This is a genomic window from Acinetobacter sp. UBA6526 (assembly GCF_002434875.1).
In the GTDB taxonomy this organism is placed as follows: domain Bacteria; phylum Pseudomonadota; class Gammaproteobacteria; order Pseudomonadales; family Moraxellaceae; genus Acinetobacter; species Acinetobacter venetianus.
This window is the reverse complement of record NZ_DJLC01000028.1, coordinates 1-15,540: the sequence shown is the minus strand read 5'-3', so window position 1 is coordinate 15,540 and position 15,540 is coordinate 1. Positions and strand designations below refer to the sequence as shown.

The 15,540-nt window shown below is 38.3% G+C and carries 16 protein-coding genes; 8 read left to right on the top strand and 8 right to left on the bottom strand.

Annotated features, from left to right (window positions below):
• Window positions 1–1,024 (bottom strand): MFS transporter (locus B4237_RS02130; protein WP_286941122.1); only part of this gene is annotated, 1,024 nt, incomplete at its 3' end.
• A gap of 12 nt (window positions 1,025–1,036) precedes the next feature.
• Window positions 1,037–1,585 (bottom strand): TetR/AcrR family transcriptional regulator, encoded by a 549-nt coding sequence (locus B4237_RS02125; RefSeq protein ID WP_286941120.1) that lies wholly within the window; start codon window positions 1,583–1,585, stop codon window positions 1,037–1,039.
• Window positions 1,586–1,769: 184 nt separating this feature from the next.
• On the opposite strand from B4237_RS02125, the gene B4237_RS02120 reads away from it, so the two are divergent.
• Window positions 1,770–2,447, top strand: coding sequence for a DUF1345 domain-containing protein (locus B4237_RS02120; RefSeq protein ID WP_286941118.1), 678 nt, complete (start codon window positions 1,770–1,772; stop codon window positions 2,445–2,447).
• Window positions 2,448–2,548: 101 nt separating this feature from the next.
• Window positions 2,549–3,307, top strand: coding sequence for a class I SAM-dependent methyltransferase (locus tag B4237_RS02115; protein WP_061393329.1), 759 nt, complete (start codon window positions 2,549–2,551; stop codon window positions 3,305–3,307).
• Window positions 3,308–3,351: 44 nt separating this feature from the next.
• On the opposite strand, the gene B4237_RS02110 is transcribed toward B4237_RS02115, so the two are convergent.
• Window positions 3,352–5,025 (bottom strand): oleate hydratase, encoded by a 1,674-nt coding sequence (locus tag B4237_RS02110; RefSeq protein ID WP_286941124.1) that lies wholly within the window; start codon window positions 5,023–5,025, stop codon window positions 3,352–3,354.
• Window positions 5,026–5,334: 309 nt separating this feature from the next.
• Here B4237_RS02110 and B4237_RS02105 point away from each other — a divergent pair, with 309 nt between their 5' ends.
• Window positions 5,335–5,961: a LysE family translocator gene (locus B4237_RS02105; RefSeq protein WP_372595739.1), complete on the top strand. Its 627-nt coding sequence runs from the start codon at window positions 5,335–5,337 to the stop codon at window positions 5,959–5,961.
• A 57-nt stretch (window positions 5,962–6,018) separates the two neighbouring features.
• Here B4237_RS02105 and B4237_RS02100 read toward each other — a convergent pair whose 3' ends face one another.
• The 3 genes from B4237_RS02100 to metG all read right to left on the bottom strand — a co-directional run bounded on the left by B4237_RS02100 (window position 6,019) and on the right by metG (window position 9,970).
• Window positions 6,019–6,996 (bottom strand): MBL fold metallo-hydrolase, encoded by a 978-nt coding sequence (locus B4237_RS02100; RefSeq protein WP_286941114.1) that lies wholly within the window; start codon window positions 6,994–6,996, stop codon window positions 6,019–6,021.
• Window positions 6,997–7,125: 129 nt separating this feature from the next.
• Window positions 7,126–7,815 carry a sel1 repeat family protein gene (locus B4237_RS02095; protein WP_286941112.1) on the bottom strand — a complete coding sequence of 230 codons (690 nt, stop codon included), beginning with the start codon at window positions 7,813–7,815 and terminating at the stop codon, window positions 7,126–7,128.
• Window positions 7,816–7,912: 97 nt separating this feature from the next.
• Window positions 7,913–9,970: a methionine--tRNA ligase gene (gene metG, locus B4237_RS02090; protein WP_286941110.1), complete on the bottom strand. Its 2,058-nt coding sequence runs from the start codon at window positions 9,968–9,970 to the stop codon at window positions 7,913–7,915.
• A gap of 202 nt (window positions 9,971–10,172) precedes the next feature.
• Between metG and B4237_RS02085 the strand changes: the two genes are divergently transcribed.
• The gene (locus B4237_RS02085; RefSeq protein ID WP_286941107.1) at window positions 10,173–10,622 is read left to right on the top strand and encodes a hypothetical protein; all 450 of its coding nucleotides are present in this window, start codon (window positions 10,173–10,175) and stop codon (window positions 10,620–10,622) included.
• A 41-nt stretch (window positions 10,623–10,663) separates the two neighbouring features.
• On the opposite strand, the gene B4237_RS02080 is transcribed toward B4237_RS02085, so the two are convergent.
• Window positions 10,664–11,161 (bottom strand): hypothetical protein, encoded by a 498-nt coding sequence (locus B4237_RS02080; RefSeq protein WP_286941105.1) that lies wholly within the window; start codon window positions 11,159–11,161, stop codon window positions 10,664–10,666.
• 109 nt (window positions 11,162–11,270) lie between these two features.
• On the opposite strand from B4237_RS02080, the gene B4237_RS02075 reads away from it, so the two are divergent.
• From B4237_RS02075 to B4237_RS02060, 4 genes are all read left to right on the top strand, one after another.
• Complete coding sequence (locus tag B4237_RS02075; RefSeq protein ID WP_286941102.1) at window positions 11,271–11,813, top strand: GNAT family N-acetyltransferase; 543 nt, start codon at window positions 11,271–11,273, stop codon at window positions 11,811–11,813.
• A gap of 177 nt (window positions 11,814–11,990) precedes the next feature.
• A complete protein-coding gene (locus B4237_RS02070) occupies window positions 11,991–12,440 on the top strand; it encodes a hypothetical protein (protein WP_004881255.1) in 450 nt (149 codons plus the stop codon).
• 161 nt (window positions 12,441–12,601) lie between these two features.
• Window positions 12,602–13,831: an iron-sulfur cluster carrier protein ApbC gene (apbC, locus tag B4237_RS02065; RefSeq protein ID WP_019385095.1), complete on the top strand. Its 1,230-nt coding sequence runs from the start codon at window positions 12,602–12,604 to the stop codon at window positions 13,829–13,831.
• Window positions 13,832–13,979: 148 nt separating this feature from the next.
• On the top strand, window positions 13,980–14,855 hold the full coding sequence (locus tag B4237_RS02060) for a 5'-methylthioadenosine/S-adenosylhomocysteine nucleosidase (protein ID WP_075316059.1): 876 nt from the start codon (window positions 13,980–13,982) through the stop codon (window positions 14,853–14,855).
• Window positions 14,856–14,883: 28 nt separating this feature from the next.
• On the opposite strand, the gene B4237_RS02055 is transcribed toward B4237_RS02060, so the two are convergent.
• Window positions 14,884–15,441, bottom strand: a complete 558-nt coding sequence (locus tag B4237_RS02055; protein WP_004881250.1) for a DUF2062 domain-containing protein — start codon at window positions 15,439–15,441, stop codon at window positions 14,884–14,886.
• Window positions 15,442–15,540 lie beyond the last annotated feature (99 nt).

Sequence of the window (15,540 nt, the reverse complement as noted above, 5' to 3'; positions counted from 1 at the left end):
TCGTTCCGCAGAAGATCACAACATAAAGTGGCACAAATTGGTCAGGTCCCATTCCCATAGTTTTCAAAAAGTTCACTGCGGCATAGCTTTGTTCCGACATTAATAAGCGTAGAGCAAAGGCACTCACAATAAAGCTTAATAACTCTCCTGCTGCAAGCCATCGAGTCATGATCAGTGGGTTGCTACGATAGTGTTCGTAGGTTAGGCCAAGTACGATGAGGCAAAAACCGACAATCAAGATATAGGCCAGCCATGGACTATTGAACCACCAAAGAATAGGGCCTTGAGTTAAAACAATACATAAACAAGCAAAACCGGGTGCGAGTAAAGCAAAGGTAAAGAAATCTTGTTTCTCGAAAACATCTAAACGTAAGCTTCGTGGTAGTTTGAGCGACACGACCATTGCAAAACAGCAAATTGCTAAGCCTAATTCAAAGGTGTAAATCACATCCCACTGATTCGCACTCAAAAGAAAAGGCGAAATAATCCAAGCTAATGGCAGCCCAAGTTGTTGGAAACCGAAAGCCAAATAAATCCCTTTCGGCATATCTGCACGGCTAAAGGCTTGCATGGTGTAATACATGCCTAATGAACTGAGTGGGGCAGCAGCTAAACCCGCGATGAAACGCACGAAAAGTGCCATTTCATAGGTCTTAACAAAGATATGCAGAATCAAAACGCCGATAAAAACCAGCAGACCAATTTCTGAAAATAAGCGTAAACCATACTGCTGACGCGCTTTAAATAGAATCAAGTTGGAACTGACATTCGCCATCACATACACAGCAGGTAACCATGCTGCCTGTGATGGTGTTAAGCCATATTCACCCTGAAAAATGGGTAAGTTTGCAACAATAAAGCCGTTACTTAGACTTGCTGCAATCGCGATAAATAAACCAATAACAAAATAGGCCAAGCGCTTCGGTGTTGCATGGGCAATAGCCGCAGGTGACCCGGGCAAAGTTGGACGCTCATCCACAGACCAGTTTGGAGGGGTTTCAAGATAGCGAGGTGTTTTATCCATATTATCCTCGAACTAAATTTTAATGCCGTTTAATAATAATTCTATTGCACGTCTAGCGAGCCTAACTTGATCGGCAGCAGTATGTCCTTGAAATGAAGAACCTAAAATCGCCGTGATCATCGCAAAATCTTGCGTGGTTAAATCAGGGCGGCATAAATGATGTTGTATAGCTTGATCAATGAGTGGTTGTAATGCTTTATCTCGCCGTTCATAAATATTTAGCATGATTGGGTCTTGGCGATCAATAATGCGCCAGTAATCAATCAGTACAACGAGCTGAGGAAGTTGTTCCAAATTACTTTCAATCAAACGAATGAAACCATCGTCATAGGGCATCAAAGCCTGTGCTCTTTGCTCTAAACGTGTAATTGCACGTTCTAATAATGCTGCTATCAGTGCCTTACGATCGGCAAAGTTTCGATAAAAGGTTGCTCGGCCAACACCTGCATGATCAATAATCACCTGTAATGGCACATGAACGCCTTGTACTCTGAAGACTTCTTCAGCAGCATTCAGTAATTCATCACGATTGTGAGCTGCCAATTGTTGACGTTTGACCATGAGAGAAATTCGATTAGAAACTTAACTAATATTTAACGGACATTTTTGTCCGATGTAAATATGGAGCATTTCTTTATTTTGTTTAGTTTCAGTAAAAGAAAGCTTTTAACTCAATTATTCAGCGAGATTCAGTGCTAAAAATAGAAGAAATAATTTTAGTAAAAACATAATAGATAGGTCGATCATGCGAGCATTTGCATCTCGTTTTGCCAGAGGGGTGAAGCACCGCCCATATTTATCAGCAACTTTTTCATTGGGTTTGTTGATTTATGCAGTTTTGCATTTTTTTACTCAGTGGCATTGGGCAACATGCTTGCAACTGGGATGGAATATTGCGATTTGGCTGTATTTATTTTTGACGCTGAAAATGATGTGGCATTTAGACGCGGCACATATTCTTGAGCGAGCGAAACAGCAAGATGAAGGCAAATGGATGATCTTGGTCGCTGTATTAATCGCGATTGTCGTGTGTTTTATTTCAATTGTGGTGCAGTTGAGTCATGTTCCCAAAGATGATGCTCTCTTGAAAGGTATTCTAATTTTACTAACAATCGGGACAATCTTTTCTACATGGTTGTTATTACATACCTTATTTGCTATTCATTATGCGCATGATTATTACCTTGCAAAAAGTCATTCAGATGAGACTGGCTTGGAGTTTCCAAAAACAGAACAACCTGATTATCTCGATTTCATTTATTTTAGTTATATCATTGGTACCTCGGCGCAGACAGCTGATGTTTCGATTACCAGTTCTCAAGCTAGGCATCTTAATATTTTTCATTGTGTGCTGGCTTTTATTTTTAATACGGTGATTTTGGCAGTTGCAATCAATGTTGCAGCAAGTCTGATCGGGTTTTGACTGATAAATTATTTTTATTAATTTTATTAAAATTCATCATTTTTATTTGGTTAATGAGTTGGCTATTTTAAAAAGCACCACGATTCTTTTTTGGAATAATAATGAATACCCAACATCATGTTAATCAGCAGCAATATCAAGACAAATCTCAAGCTTATTTAAATAGTTCAGTGCATGCACAGGGCATCGAGTTTGAGAAAATGCAGCAGTGTATTCAAGCACATCAATTAAAACGAGTTTTAGATTTAGGCTGTGGTGGTGGTCATGTTAGCTATCAAGTTGCGCCGTTTGTAGAACAAGTAACAGCCTATGATTTAACACCGTCGATGGTTGAATTAGTTGTGTCTCAAGCACAGCAAAAAGGATTGCAAAATGTTGTAGGGCAGCAAGGTGCAGCAGAATCTTTAGCTTTTGCCGATGGCAGTTTTGATTGTGTTATTAGCCGTTATTCAGCGCATCATTGGCAAAATGTCGCGCAGGCCATGAGTGAGATGCACCGTGTATTAACAGCATCAGGTAAAGCTATTATTATTGATATTTTGGGCAATTCACATCCTGTTATTGATACATTTTTTCAGACGATAGAAACGATTCGTGATCCGAGTCATGTTCGAAATTATAGTTTGCAAGAATGGATGCGTTTTGCAGAATATGCAGGATTTAAAGTTGAAATGATTGAAAAACAATCCTTGAATTTAGAGTTTCAAAGTTGGACGGAACGCATGCAAACACCAGCTCATGCTGTGCAGACCATTCGATATTTACAAAGCAAAGCATCTGATCAAGCCCAACAATATTATCAAGTTCAGTCGGATGGTTCGTTTACCAGTGAAGTTGTTTATCTGGTTTTGTCTAAATAGAAACTAAGGAATAAGTCAGAGCTGACCTATTCCTTATCATTTGATTAGTGGAAGACCGCTTCTAAAGCTTTTAACCCAACTTTTGGATCAAGCAATCCATTATAAATATCAGGTACTTCTCGATCGACACCAAATAATTCATAGATGGCGAGCATCGCTCCACGAATTGAATATTCGACTGTGAACACTACATCATCTTCAAGTTCAACGAACTGACCTAAGAATGCAAAATTTGCTGCATTTTCAGGAATCAAAAGTGGACGATCGCCTTCTTTACGACATGCAAAAAGCGCAGAAGCATAAGGCATCATGACGGTTGTGATATCCGTGTGTGCAAGTACATGATCTAAAATATCGTCAAAACCAAGCTGCTGGATCAGTTCGATTAAGATTTCTTGACCTGTCGCTTCACTCATTGGTTTTTTAATGTAGTCACCGATATGGTCGATTTCAAAACCATAACCCCATAGCGTAAATTTGCCTTCAGGTAAGTCTGCAAAATGGGGTTGAGCAGGGACGACCACAGAAAGATGCCAACCAGACTCAAACCATGTCATTAATGCGCCAGTTCCAGGTTCATTGCCTGTATAAGCAATAATACGTTTCAGCAGCACATCATCATGCATTGTCAGTGTAAATGACTTCCATTTATGTTCATCGACATTGCCATAAAACGTCATAGGTCGACCGAAGTCAGGTGCTTTTTGCGCTAATGTCTCCCATAATCTCCACCCATGATCTTGTCGATCTCGAATCAGTTCAGGGACATCATGTTTATCGCCGTAACGTGAGTCAGCCGTAATAGAACCAAGTGTAAACAGTGCAACATCTTCAGTGTTAAGTTCAATCTGTTCAGTACCTTCTGGAACTTTTAAATAAAGTTTAGTTGCTTTACGTTCACCTGTTTGTGCATCTTCACTAAAATCTGCATCGGTGACATAGCTGCCAAAACGAACATCAACGCCTTGTTCAACTAACCAGCGTTGTAATGGCAAAATCATAGAATCATATTGATTGTATTTAGTCCGTTTAACACCTGCTAAAGTGTGGATTCTTGGCAGTTCTTGGATAAATCTTAGGAAATAACGACGTAGTTCCACCGCACTATGCCACTTCTGGAATGCAAATGTGGTGCGCCACATTCGCCAGAAATTGGTTTGAAAAAATGCGTCATCTAAAAACTCATCAATACGACGACTACCGATACGATTTTCTTTTAGGGCAAGCAGTCTAAGCATTTGAGCCCGATGCATGGTCGACAGCCCCAATTTCTCAGCATCTAAAATCGTGTGTTTTGAGTCAATCAAACGGGCTTGAGCATGGGTTTTGATTTGTTCATTAAACTGCGTGCATTCTTCTCGAACTGAGGTATTTGGATCTTCTAAAGATGGAATCGTCGAAAATAAGTCCCAAGTACATAAATAGGTTTCATCTGTGAGCATGCGCCCGCCACGAGTTACCCATGCATGATTAGGATTGAGCGGATTATGACCGCCATCCATTGAGCCACCAGAAACGTCTAGCTCTTCTAAAATATGAATATTTTGTGCTGGCACTTTTGCATCTCGAATGGCAAATGCAGCAGCAGCCATACCTGCAATACCGCCGCCAACAATCCAGATATGTGATTTTGAAGTATTTAATGTGTTCTGTTTTTTACTTTGCATCTGATGTGCCTCATTGTTTTTTTGATAAAATGGATAAAACCATAATTTTATTATGGGTTTTATGTTGTGGAAAATAAATGAAATTTACAATTAAAAATATTATAAATTTTGATCATAAAATTAGTTTTATGGAAAAAACGGATATTTTATAAACTCAGCATTAGACTGTGTTATGTTCTAACCATTCAAACAGAAAAAAGAATTGAGTTTTTACTCTAAATTTAAGATTTTAAAAATATTTATAATCTATCAGTAAATCTTTTCAGAAAAATTAATGATTTTCTCTAAAAATTTTTCTATCTCTAAAAAGTAGTTTTAAAGTAAAATATTCGCTGGAAAATTCTTCTAATCTTGAGGTTTATCTTGGAATCTTTATTGATTTTAGGTTCGATTGCGTTGGCACTTATGCTTGGTGCAATTAGCCCCGGTCCTACATTTATTTATGTGGCAAAAAACTCAATTGCGATTTCACGTAAACACGGGTTATTTACAGCCCTTGGCACGGGTACAGGTGCGGCATTATTTGGGTTTTTAGCGGTCATGGGGCTACAGGCGATTTTATTGGCTGTACCATCAGCGTACCTGATTTTAAAAGTGTGTGGTGGTCTCTACTTGCTTTGGCTGGCCTATAAAATTATTAAACATGCTAAAGAACCGATGGAAACAGCTGATAACTCAGTTCAAACAATGAGTTTTGCGCAAGCTTATCGATTAGGCTTGATCACACAGTTAAGTAATCCCAAAATTGCAATCGTATTGGCAAGTATTTTCACTGCATTGTTGCCGAAAGAAATTCCAACTTATTTTTATGTGGTTTTGCCAATGCTGTGCTTCTTTATTGATGCAGGATGGTATTCCTTAGTCGCTGTTGCACTATCTGCGGAAGGGCCACGAAAAGTCTATTTGAAATCAAAAGCGATTTTTGATCGTGTAGCGGGTGGGGTAATGACGCTGCTTGGTTTGAAGTTGATTTTTGGAATGAAGTAATAAAAAAGAGCGACCAACAAGGTCGCTTTTTTATAGGTTAAATTCTGCTTATTCCACTTAATCTTTAAAATGGATTGGAATCCATTGATAGCTTTTTCCATCAGCTGAATAGATGTGCCCAATACCCGGAAATGGTAAATGTGGTGCAGCAATAGTTTGACCATTTTTAGCAAAATTTGCAAATTGCTTTAAGCGAGTTTCAACGGCTTTTTTCGGGTCAATATCATATTCGATTGCAGTTTCAGGCCGATCAAACTGAACAGTATGAGAATGTACGATATCACCAATAAAAACTACAGATTCACCTTTGGTTTTTAGCTCATAGCTAAAATGCCCCGGTGTATGTCCAGCCGTGTTAATGACGTTAAAACCTTGAATGTCGTCACCGAGTTTATAAGTTTTAAAGCGTTGTTTGGCTTGGTAAGGCGCAATCGCTTGTTTAATTTTCTCAACTGTACCTAAGTAATTGGCTTGTTTTTCTTTCGGTAGTTTTGCTGCTTGTTTCGAATCTAACCAATATTTTGCTTCATCATCTGATACATAGACTGTCGCATTAGGGAAATTTGCGACGCCATCTTTACTGATGCCGCAGACATGATCGGGGTGTAAATGTGTGAGTAGAATGGTATCGACTTGTTCAGGTTGATAGCCTGATATTTTTAGGTTTGTTAAAACAGAACCTAAGTGTGCGCCGAAACAACTGGCTGCACCGCTATCGACTAAAACCAGTGATTTCCCTGTATTGACGAGGAAAGCATTTACTGAGGTTTGTACGCCTTTCTCTTGATCTGCATAGTATTTCTTCAAAATTTGTTGCACTTGTTGTTGAGAAATATCTTTAAATAAGTTTGGCGACATAAAGTTAGTGCCATCTAGCAGGGCAGTGATTTGTATGTCACCTGCTTGGTATTGGTAGTAACCAGCAACCTGTTTTTGTTGTTCAATGATTGGTAAAGTTTTGGTTTTTTCTGCATGGCTGAGTAAAGGGAAGCTGCTCAAGAATGAGACAGAAAGGAGGAGGGCAGTTTTTTTCATAGAATCATTACATTTATTAGAGAAAAACTTTTTTACCATGAATTCAAATAAAATTGGGTGTTTGAGCGCAGAAAAAAATCCGCTTTTGTAAGCGGATTTTATCGGATGTTCTTGTCTTAGCGTATGGCTTTACTGCTGAGGTATCTTGGAAAAATCCACCATTTCAAACTCTTCAAGATCACAATTTGCCAGTGCACATTTCTGCTCAGTATAGGTCGCCTCACCTAAATTCTGTTTGGCCTTATTTGCCCAAAACTCAGCTTTTTTGGCGTTTTGCTGTTCAAGGGGCAGTCGAAATCCATATTCATCTGCAAGTGTCATTTGTGCAGCAACAGAACCTTGCTGTCCTGCTTTTTCGAGTAAGGGGATGTATTGTTCAGTACTTGAATAGTATTGCGCCAGCAAATAACTTGCATAAGCATCCTTTTGATCGGAAAGCTTTTGAATTGGCTTAAGATCGATTTGTTCTTTTAACGCTGAATCTTGTGAAAATAGAGCAAATTCTAAAAGTGCAACAGATGCAGTTGAGTCTCCTTGTTTGATATAGCGATTCATCTGCTTTAAAAATAAGTTTTGTTGTTGATCGATATATTTTTTTGCCTTCTCCTCATTATTCTCTAAAAGTAGCTGTTTTAATGTAGGATCAACTTTTATATTTTGATTCTCGTCATCCGATTGAAATAAAGTATTGAATATTAATTGAACTTGATCTTTAGCAAGTTGTACTTGAGGGCTAAATTGAGATTGAATTTCCTGAGCTAAAGCAATTTGAAAAGAAAAAATGCTGAAAAAGAAGATGGTGATTATTCTCTGGAACATGTTTTACCTAATGTATTTATCGTTCATTTAATATTTTGGTTGAATTATAGAAATAAAAAGAGGGCTTCCGAAGAAACCCTTACATCAGTTTTATATATTAAGACACTTTATCACCAGCTTTAGCACCAGATTCAGGTGAGATCACCCAAACACCTTCGCCATTACCAGCTGCAAGTACCATACCGTTAGAAATACCAAAACGCATTTTACGAGGTGCAAGGTTAGCCACCATCACTACCAATCTGCCTTTTAAGTCTTCTGGCTGATAGAACTCACGAATACCACTAAATACATTACGTGGTTCAGCTTCACCAACATTTAAAGTGAGTTGAAGTAATTTATCAGAACCTTCTACCGTTGCAGCTTCTAAAACTTCTGCTACACGGAGGTCAACTTTCATAAAGTCTTCAATACCAATGATTTCAGCTTCACCAACTTTAGGCTCAGGCTTCTTCTCGACTTTCTTCTCTTTTTTCTTTTCCACTTTTGGTGCTTCTGCCGCAGCAGCTAAAGAGTCTTTAGATGCATCAACCATGGCTGCAACTGCTTTAGGATCAACACGCTGCATAAGCGGTTGGAATTGAGCAATTTCATGAGCAACTAAGATTTGCTGACGTGATGCAAAGTTAAAGCTTTCAAGTTGTAAGAATGCTTGAACTTGAGCCGCAAGTGTCGGAAGAACAGGAGCTAAATAAATCGCAAGCTGACGGAATAAGTTAATGCCGACTGAGCATACATCATGAACTTGTTGTTCTTGACCTTCTTGTTTAGCAAGTGCCCATGGCTTTTTCTCGTCGATATATTGATTCGCTTTATCCGCAAGTGCCATGATTTCACGGATCGCCGCAGAAAATTCACGATCTTCATAGGCTTGAGCAATTGAATCGCCCGCATCAATAAAGCTTTGCACAAGTTCAGGTTCTGCACATGTGCTTGAAAGCGTATTGTTGAAATTGGTGTTAATGAATTTTGCACAACGGCTGGCAATATTCACCACTTTACCAACAAGGTCAGAATTCACTTTTTGAACGAAGTCATCTAAGTTCAAATCCGAATCTTCAACTTTGTCTGAAAGCTTAGAGGCAAAGTAATAACGTAAATATTCAGGATTCAAATGCTGTAAATACGTTTCAGCTTTAATGAATGTGCCGCGAGACTTCGACATCTTCTGACCATTTACAGTTAAGAAACCATTGACGAATAAACCTGATGGCGTGCGGTAGTTTGCACCTTCAAGCATTGCAGGCCAGAACAGTGCATGGAAGTAAACAATGTCTTTACCGATGAAGTGATAGACTTCATTTTCAGAATCTTTTTTCCAGAAATCATCGAAGCTTAGATCAGGGCGTTTAGTTTTAATGTAGTTTTCAAAACTCGACATATAACCAATCGGCGCATCAACCCAAACGTAGAAATATTTATTTGGTGCATCTGGAATTTCAAAGCCAAAATAAGGTGCATCACGAGAAATATCCCAATCCGCTAAACCTGCGTCAAACCATTCATCAAGTTTGTTGGCAATGGATAAAGGTAAGCGGCCTTCGTCACGCGTCCACTTCTGTAAATATTCTGCAAAATTTGGCAGCTTAAAGAAATAATGGTCTGAAGATTTCTCAACAGGTGTTGCACCACTTAGCGTTGAGCGAGGGTTCAGTAATTCGGTTGCATTGTAAGTCGTACCGCAGACTTCACATGAGTCGCCGTATTGATCTTCCGCTTTACATTTCGGACAAGTGCCCTTGATGAAACGGTCAGATAGGAACATGCCTTTTTCAGGATCAAATAACTGGGTTACAGGACGAACTGCGATGTTGTCTGCTTCACGGTTTTTGATATAAATCTCAGAAGCGCGTGCTTTGTTTGCATCACTATGTGTTGAATCATAATGATCGAAATGCACGCCAAAACCATCAAAATCACGAATATGCTCTTTCTGCACATTGGCAATTTGCGCTTCTGGGCTAATCCCATTCGCTTCAGCACGTAACATGATCGCAGTACCGTGAGCATCATCCGCACATACATAAGTCACATCATGGCCCATTGCACGCATCGCACGAACCCAAATATCTGCTTGGATATAACCGAGTAAGTGACCCATATGGATTGGACCATTGGCATAAGGTAGGGCATTGGTGACTAAAATTTTACGCACGGATATTGTTCTCTCATTCGTATTTGCAAGGCAGATGATTTTACATGACTTAGGACAGACTTGCACAAATGAATCAGGGAAATCTTTTAATCCTATTGTGATCTCATCGTTTTAAGACTTCATGCAATCTTCACATTGGCTTCAATCAAAGCACATTTGTTTGATTGAGAATAATTACAATATCAAAGAATGGAAAATAAAAATGAGATCTTGGTCTTTAGTCTGTGCATCATTGGTTGCGAGTTTGGTGTCTGTTTTAAGTTTTGTTATTCCTTTCTGTGTATTTTTATATGTTCAGCAGGATCATGTGACACGCCTAGCGAGCCGAGGATTTGAAGTTATGGTCTATCTGACACCGATTTTATGGCTAATTGGCTTTATTGCTTACGCTATTGTATTGGCGGTATTGAAGTTGCCGAAAAAGATTTTCGATCTTGTTCAAATTTTAAAATCGGGCTTGGTTCTTTTTATTGTGTGGATGTCATTCGTTTTAATGATTTTTTTAGAAGCTCAAGTTGATCAGACTGATGTCTCAGTATTATTTATTGGTTTGATGGTTTATTTTGCACTTTTGTTTTTAATGGTTTTGGGATGTATGAGTGCGAATGCTTGTTATTTTGTGCTAGAGAATAAAAGGAAAGAGATATTCTAATCTGTATTAAAACTCAAGCCTAAAACATGTGCCCCGAAGGATCACATGTTCTGCATTTGCTTAACCGTCACACTCTGCTTTGAGTTTTTTCTTAAAGAGATGATTTTCCCTTTAGATAAGAAATGAATGTGATAGCTCTTTAAGCTATTGGTTTTAGGATCAACTGTAATTTCAGCAAATAAAGGCGTTTGCCAAAGTTCATCACTGCCCAGCGTCCCTAACCAAGCTTGCGCTTTGATTGCAGCGGTAAATTCATCTTTAATTTCTAAATTGCTGATGCTGAGTTCACTGCACCAATGAACAGTTTTTGGGAACTCAACTTTAGAAAATTTCCAACAAATCGAAAGCGCTAAACTACTTTCAATGCCAGCATAATCTTTACTTTCATGGTGAATGACTGGAATCAGTTGTTCAGCCAAATCTCCTTCAAACGAAAGAATCATATTTTGGATTCTTCTTTTACTTGAAAGGATGTACTTCAAACGCTTTTCTTGAGCTTGCAGTTCATTTTGAATTTCTAAGAGTTCATTTTCATTCATATATACAGTTCTATAGACAAGGACTATGATTTTGATATGAGCAAAAGTATATCTGATCTATCCCCTTATATTGTTAATAGTTTTTAATTCATAATTGATGGTTCTAAAAATGATCGAAACGCCTAGACTGATTTTGCGCCAATGGTTGCCAGAGGATTATCCGTACTTTGCTCAGATGAGTGCGAATCCCAAAGTGATGCAGTATTTTCCGAAGTTACTGTCACGCTCTGAAAGTGATGCATTGATTGATAAATTCCACGACATCATTGATCATCAAGGTTGGGGATTTTGGGCGATAGAATTAAAAGCAACGCATCAATTCATTGGCTTTGTTGGTTTACATGAACAAGCAACACAGTTTTCATTTTCGCCATGTGTAGAAATCGGTTGGCGTTTAGATCATGCGTATTGGGGACAGGGCTATGCGACGGAAGCGGCTCAGGCTGCTTTAAAATTTGCCTTTGATCAATTGGCATTAGAAAAAGTAGTTTCATTTACGACTTTCGAAAATACCAAGTCTCAATCAGTCATGCAAAAGCTCAATATGACATATGTGAAAGACTTCCAACATCCAGCTTTGGCAGTGGATCATCCTTTATCTTGGCATGTACTTTATCAAATAGAAAAAGATGATTTTTTGCTGAGTAAATGACAATTAGATCTTGTTTTGTAAAGCTTTAATGTGGAAGTGTAGTGATCGGAAAAGTATTTGAATCTTCCTGTATTTGCTTTGTTTCAATTTGCAGCGAATAGCGAAAACATCCTTTAAACGCGTTATAAATGAGTCTGATCCAAACAATATGTTTTTTAGCTATAGTGAGGAATGAACATGACAAACGAAAAAATTGATGAATTAAAAACTCAAGCAAATGAATTAGGTAATGATCTGAAATACAAAGCGAAAGAAGCTCAGTTGCAAGGCGAGAAAGCCGTAGATGATTTAAAGCATTCAGCTGAGGAATTGAAGCTGAAAGGTGAAAAAGCTTTAGATGACTTGAAGAAAGATGTATCTGAGCAAAACGAAGAAGGCAAACAAGCATTTTCAAGTAAAGTAGATGAAATCAAAGCCAAACTTGAAGATACACAACACAATGTTCAAGATAAGTTTGATCATTTGAAAGAAGAAGCTGGTCATAAGTTTGATGATGCAAAAGCAAAAGCTGCTGAATTGAAAGATGAAGCCTCTGCGAAATTTGATGATCTCAAAGCTCAAGCAGGTCATAAGCTAGATGATCTCAAAAAAGCGGCATCAGACACATTGAATAAATTTAAAGGCTAACCTTAATTTATTTTTATTAATGTTTTCTCAAGCTCATATTCTGGAAATACATAGGCTCTAAAAAATGAGCAATTATCTTTCTGGATATGAGCTTCAACTTTCTAATACTGCTACACTAGCCACACTCAGTGATACGTTGATCTGTTTTTGGAGTAAACAAAATGTCGTGGCTTTCTTCCTTAAAATCTGTTTTTTCACCAGCACAAGAAGTGAAGGAAGATGATATTCAAACTGTTCTCCAAAACTATGTTTTACCTAACTCTAGCAACGCTTTAAAAGATCGCATTAGCCAAGTGAATGTAGAAGGTCGGGTGTTACAGCTAACGATCAATACTTATCCTGAAGAAAAAGATTATTTACAACAGATCCATGATGATCTCGCTGATGCGTTAGAGAAATGCGGCATTCAAGAGTTGAATCTACATATTATTCAACAGAAACATGCAGCTCATGGCGAAGCAGGGCACAGTTGTTCATCTAAGCCAAAAGCTGAAAATAGCAATCTTCCACCTGTGATGGATGCATCTCCAAAAGCAGAAGTTGATCCAAACAATCCACCGATTCAAAAAGCAGCACCACAGCAACGTGATGTAGCGGCGCATCCTCGTATCCAAAATGTGATTTTGGTGTCATCAGGCAAAGGCGGTGTAGGTAAATCTACAACAACTGTAAATCTTGCACTTGCATTACAAAAGTTAGGTCTAAAAGTAGGCGTTTTAGATGCTGATATCTATGGGCCGAGTATTCCAACGATGTTGGGTAATGCAGGTAGAACACCGCTCATCGAAAATGAAAATTTTGTTCCTATTGATGCCTATGGCATGGCGGTTTTGTCGATTGGACATTTAATTGGTGCACATAATACACCTGTCGCTTGGCGTGGGCCGAAAGCAACAGGGGCATTAATGCAATTGTTTAATCAAACCCTTTGGCCTGATTTGGATGTGCTTGTAATTGATATGCCACCTGGTACAGGTGATATTCAACTTACACTGGCGCAACGTATTCCAGTAACAGGCGCAGTGATTGTAACAACCCCACAAAACGTTGCACTTATGGATGCAACTAAAGGTATTGAGCTATTTAATAAAGTTAACATTCCCGTGTTAGGTGTGATTGAAAATATGTCTACGCATATTTGTTCTAACTGTGGTCACGAAGAGCAAATTTTTGGTACGGGTGGGGGTGATCAGCTTTCTGAACAATACGAGATTCCATTGCTCGGACGTTTACCTTTGAACGTTCAAATTCGTGAAAATGCCGATAACGGTAAACCAAGCGTTGTTGCCCAAGATGAGGCAGCAGATAGTTATATGAACATAGCACAAGCCGTTATGGTGCAAATGGATAAATTACCCAAGCGCCAACGTGATGATAAACGCATATTTTAAATGACCTAATAAAGCCCAGCGAATAAAGCTGGGTTTTTACTATTTGATTAAAAAAGTTATTTATTTACTTGTTTTAAAATAATTTATAAATCTAAAAATTGGTATACAGATTGCTTGTAAGCTATTTTTACAAGTCTATAGGCAAATCATGTTGTTTAAGCGAATCATGGCTATCACAAGCGTTTGTAGTGCATTAATTCTTGGTGGGTGTAATGATAATAACAACCAATCATCTAGCTCATCATCTCCCCAACTAAAGCAAATACAGCCAATCATTATACAAGGTGCCTTGCCTGTAGAGTCTGAAAGCATGGCTGCCAAACTAGATAATGTAAGTATTGAAACCATTGGTGGTTGGAAATTTTGGAAGGGAACATATAAGAGTTATCCCGTCATTATTTCTAAAACTCGAATGGGCATGAGTAATTCGGCTGCTGCGACCGCAATTGCAATTCAGCGCTATCAACCAATTGCTATCATTAATCAAGGAACGTCTGGTGGTCATGATCCAGCATTGCATGTATTCGATATTGTCCTAGGCAAATACACAACCAATATCGGTGCATTTAGAACGCCTAAACAGCCTGTTGGTGGAGGTTCAGACTCACTGACGTGGAATGAAGCATTTGATGTGTTACCCGATGATGAATCAGATCCTGAGCCAATTGCGATCAGAAAGTTTGAAGGGGATGGCGACTTACTTCTTGCTGCTTATAAAGCCAAAGTGAACTACGCAAAAGGTCAAGTTGTTGAGGGTACGATTGGCTCCGCAGATGTGTGGAATAATGAGCTTGATCGAATTAATTTTTTCCATACCCGATATGGAACTTCTGTTGAGGAGATGGAAGCGGCTTCTGTTGCACAGATTGCTCAACAATTTAATGTTCCATTTCTAGGTATTCGTATTTTATCCAATAACATTACCAATAATGGAGCATATGATCCTGCGACTGGAGAGGCGTGTCAGGATTATGTTCTCGATGTGGTCGAACAATATATGAAAGCGAAAAGTCAAACGAATTAATTGTTAATAGAACAATAAGGAGGGATTGTTAAGCGGTCTCTTCTTTTTGATATTTAGTTCTTTTTTTCCAGCTTCTAATGACAAGAAAACGCCAAATAACATGGGTAAGAACATAGAAAATAATTGCAAATAATATGGCTTCAATCACTAAACCAGACACTAAAATTTTCGCTAAACTAAAATCAATATGACCATGACCGAAGTTTTTAATCCAATTTACGATTTGGTGAAGTACACCGAGTAGCATTTCTTTATTGATCATGTTGACATGATAGATCTTAGTACCAAACCAAAAGCCTAGATAGAGAATGGGAACCACTGTAAAAGGATTGGTTAACCAAGCCATGCAAAGACCGATTGGTAAATTTACCTCAAACCAAAGAACAGTCAATATAATAAATAGACTGTGAAATGGAACAGGAAGAATTCCCCAAAATGTTCCAATAAACATTGCTTTTGCAATCGAGTGGCGATTTACGTACCAAAGTAATGGATTTAAGGTTTGTTGACCAAAAATTCGCATAAACTTAATACTTGCAACCTTTTCAGATGAAGGTAGCCACTTATGAAAGAATTGCTTAGGCATAAAGAAATGGTGACATAAGATAAAAGCATGATCGCTGTATGATTATAAAATAACATTATTTGCTTAGATAAAACTTAAAAATTTTTCAGGGTCATTATC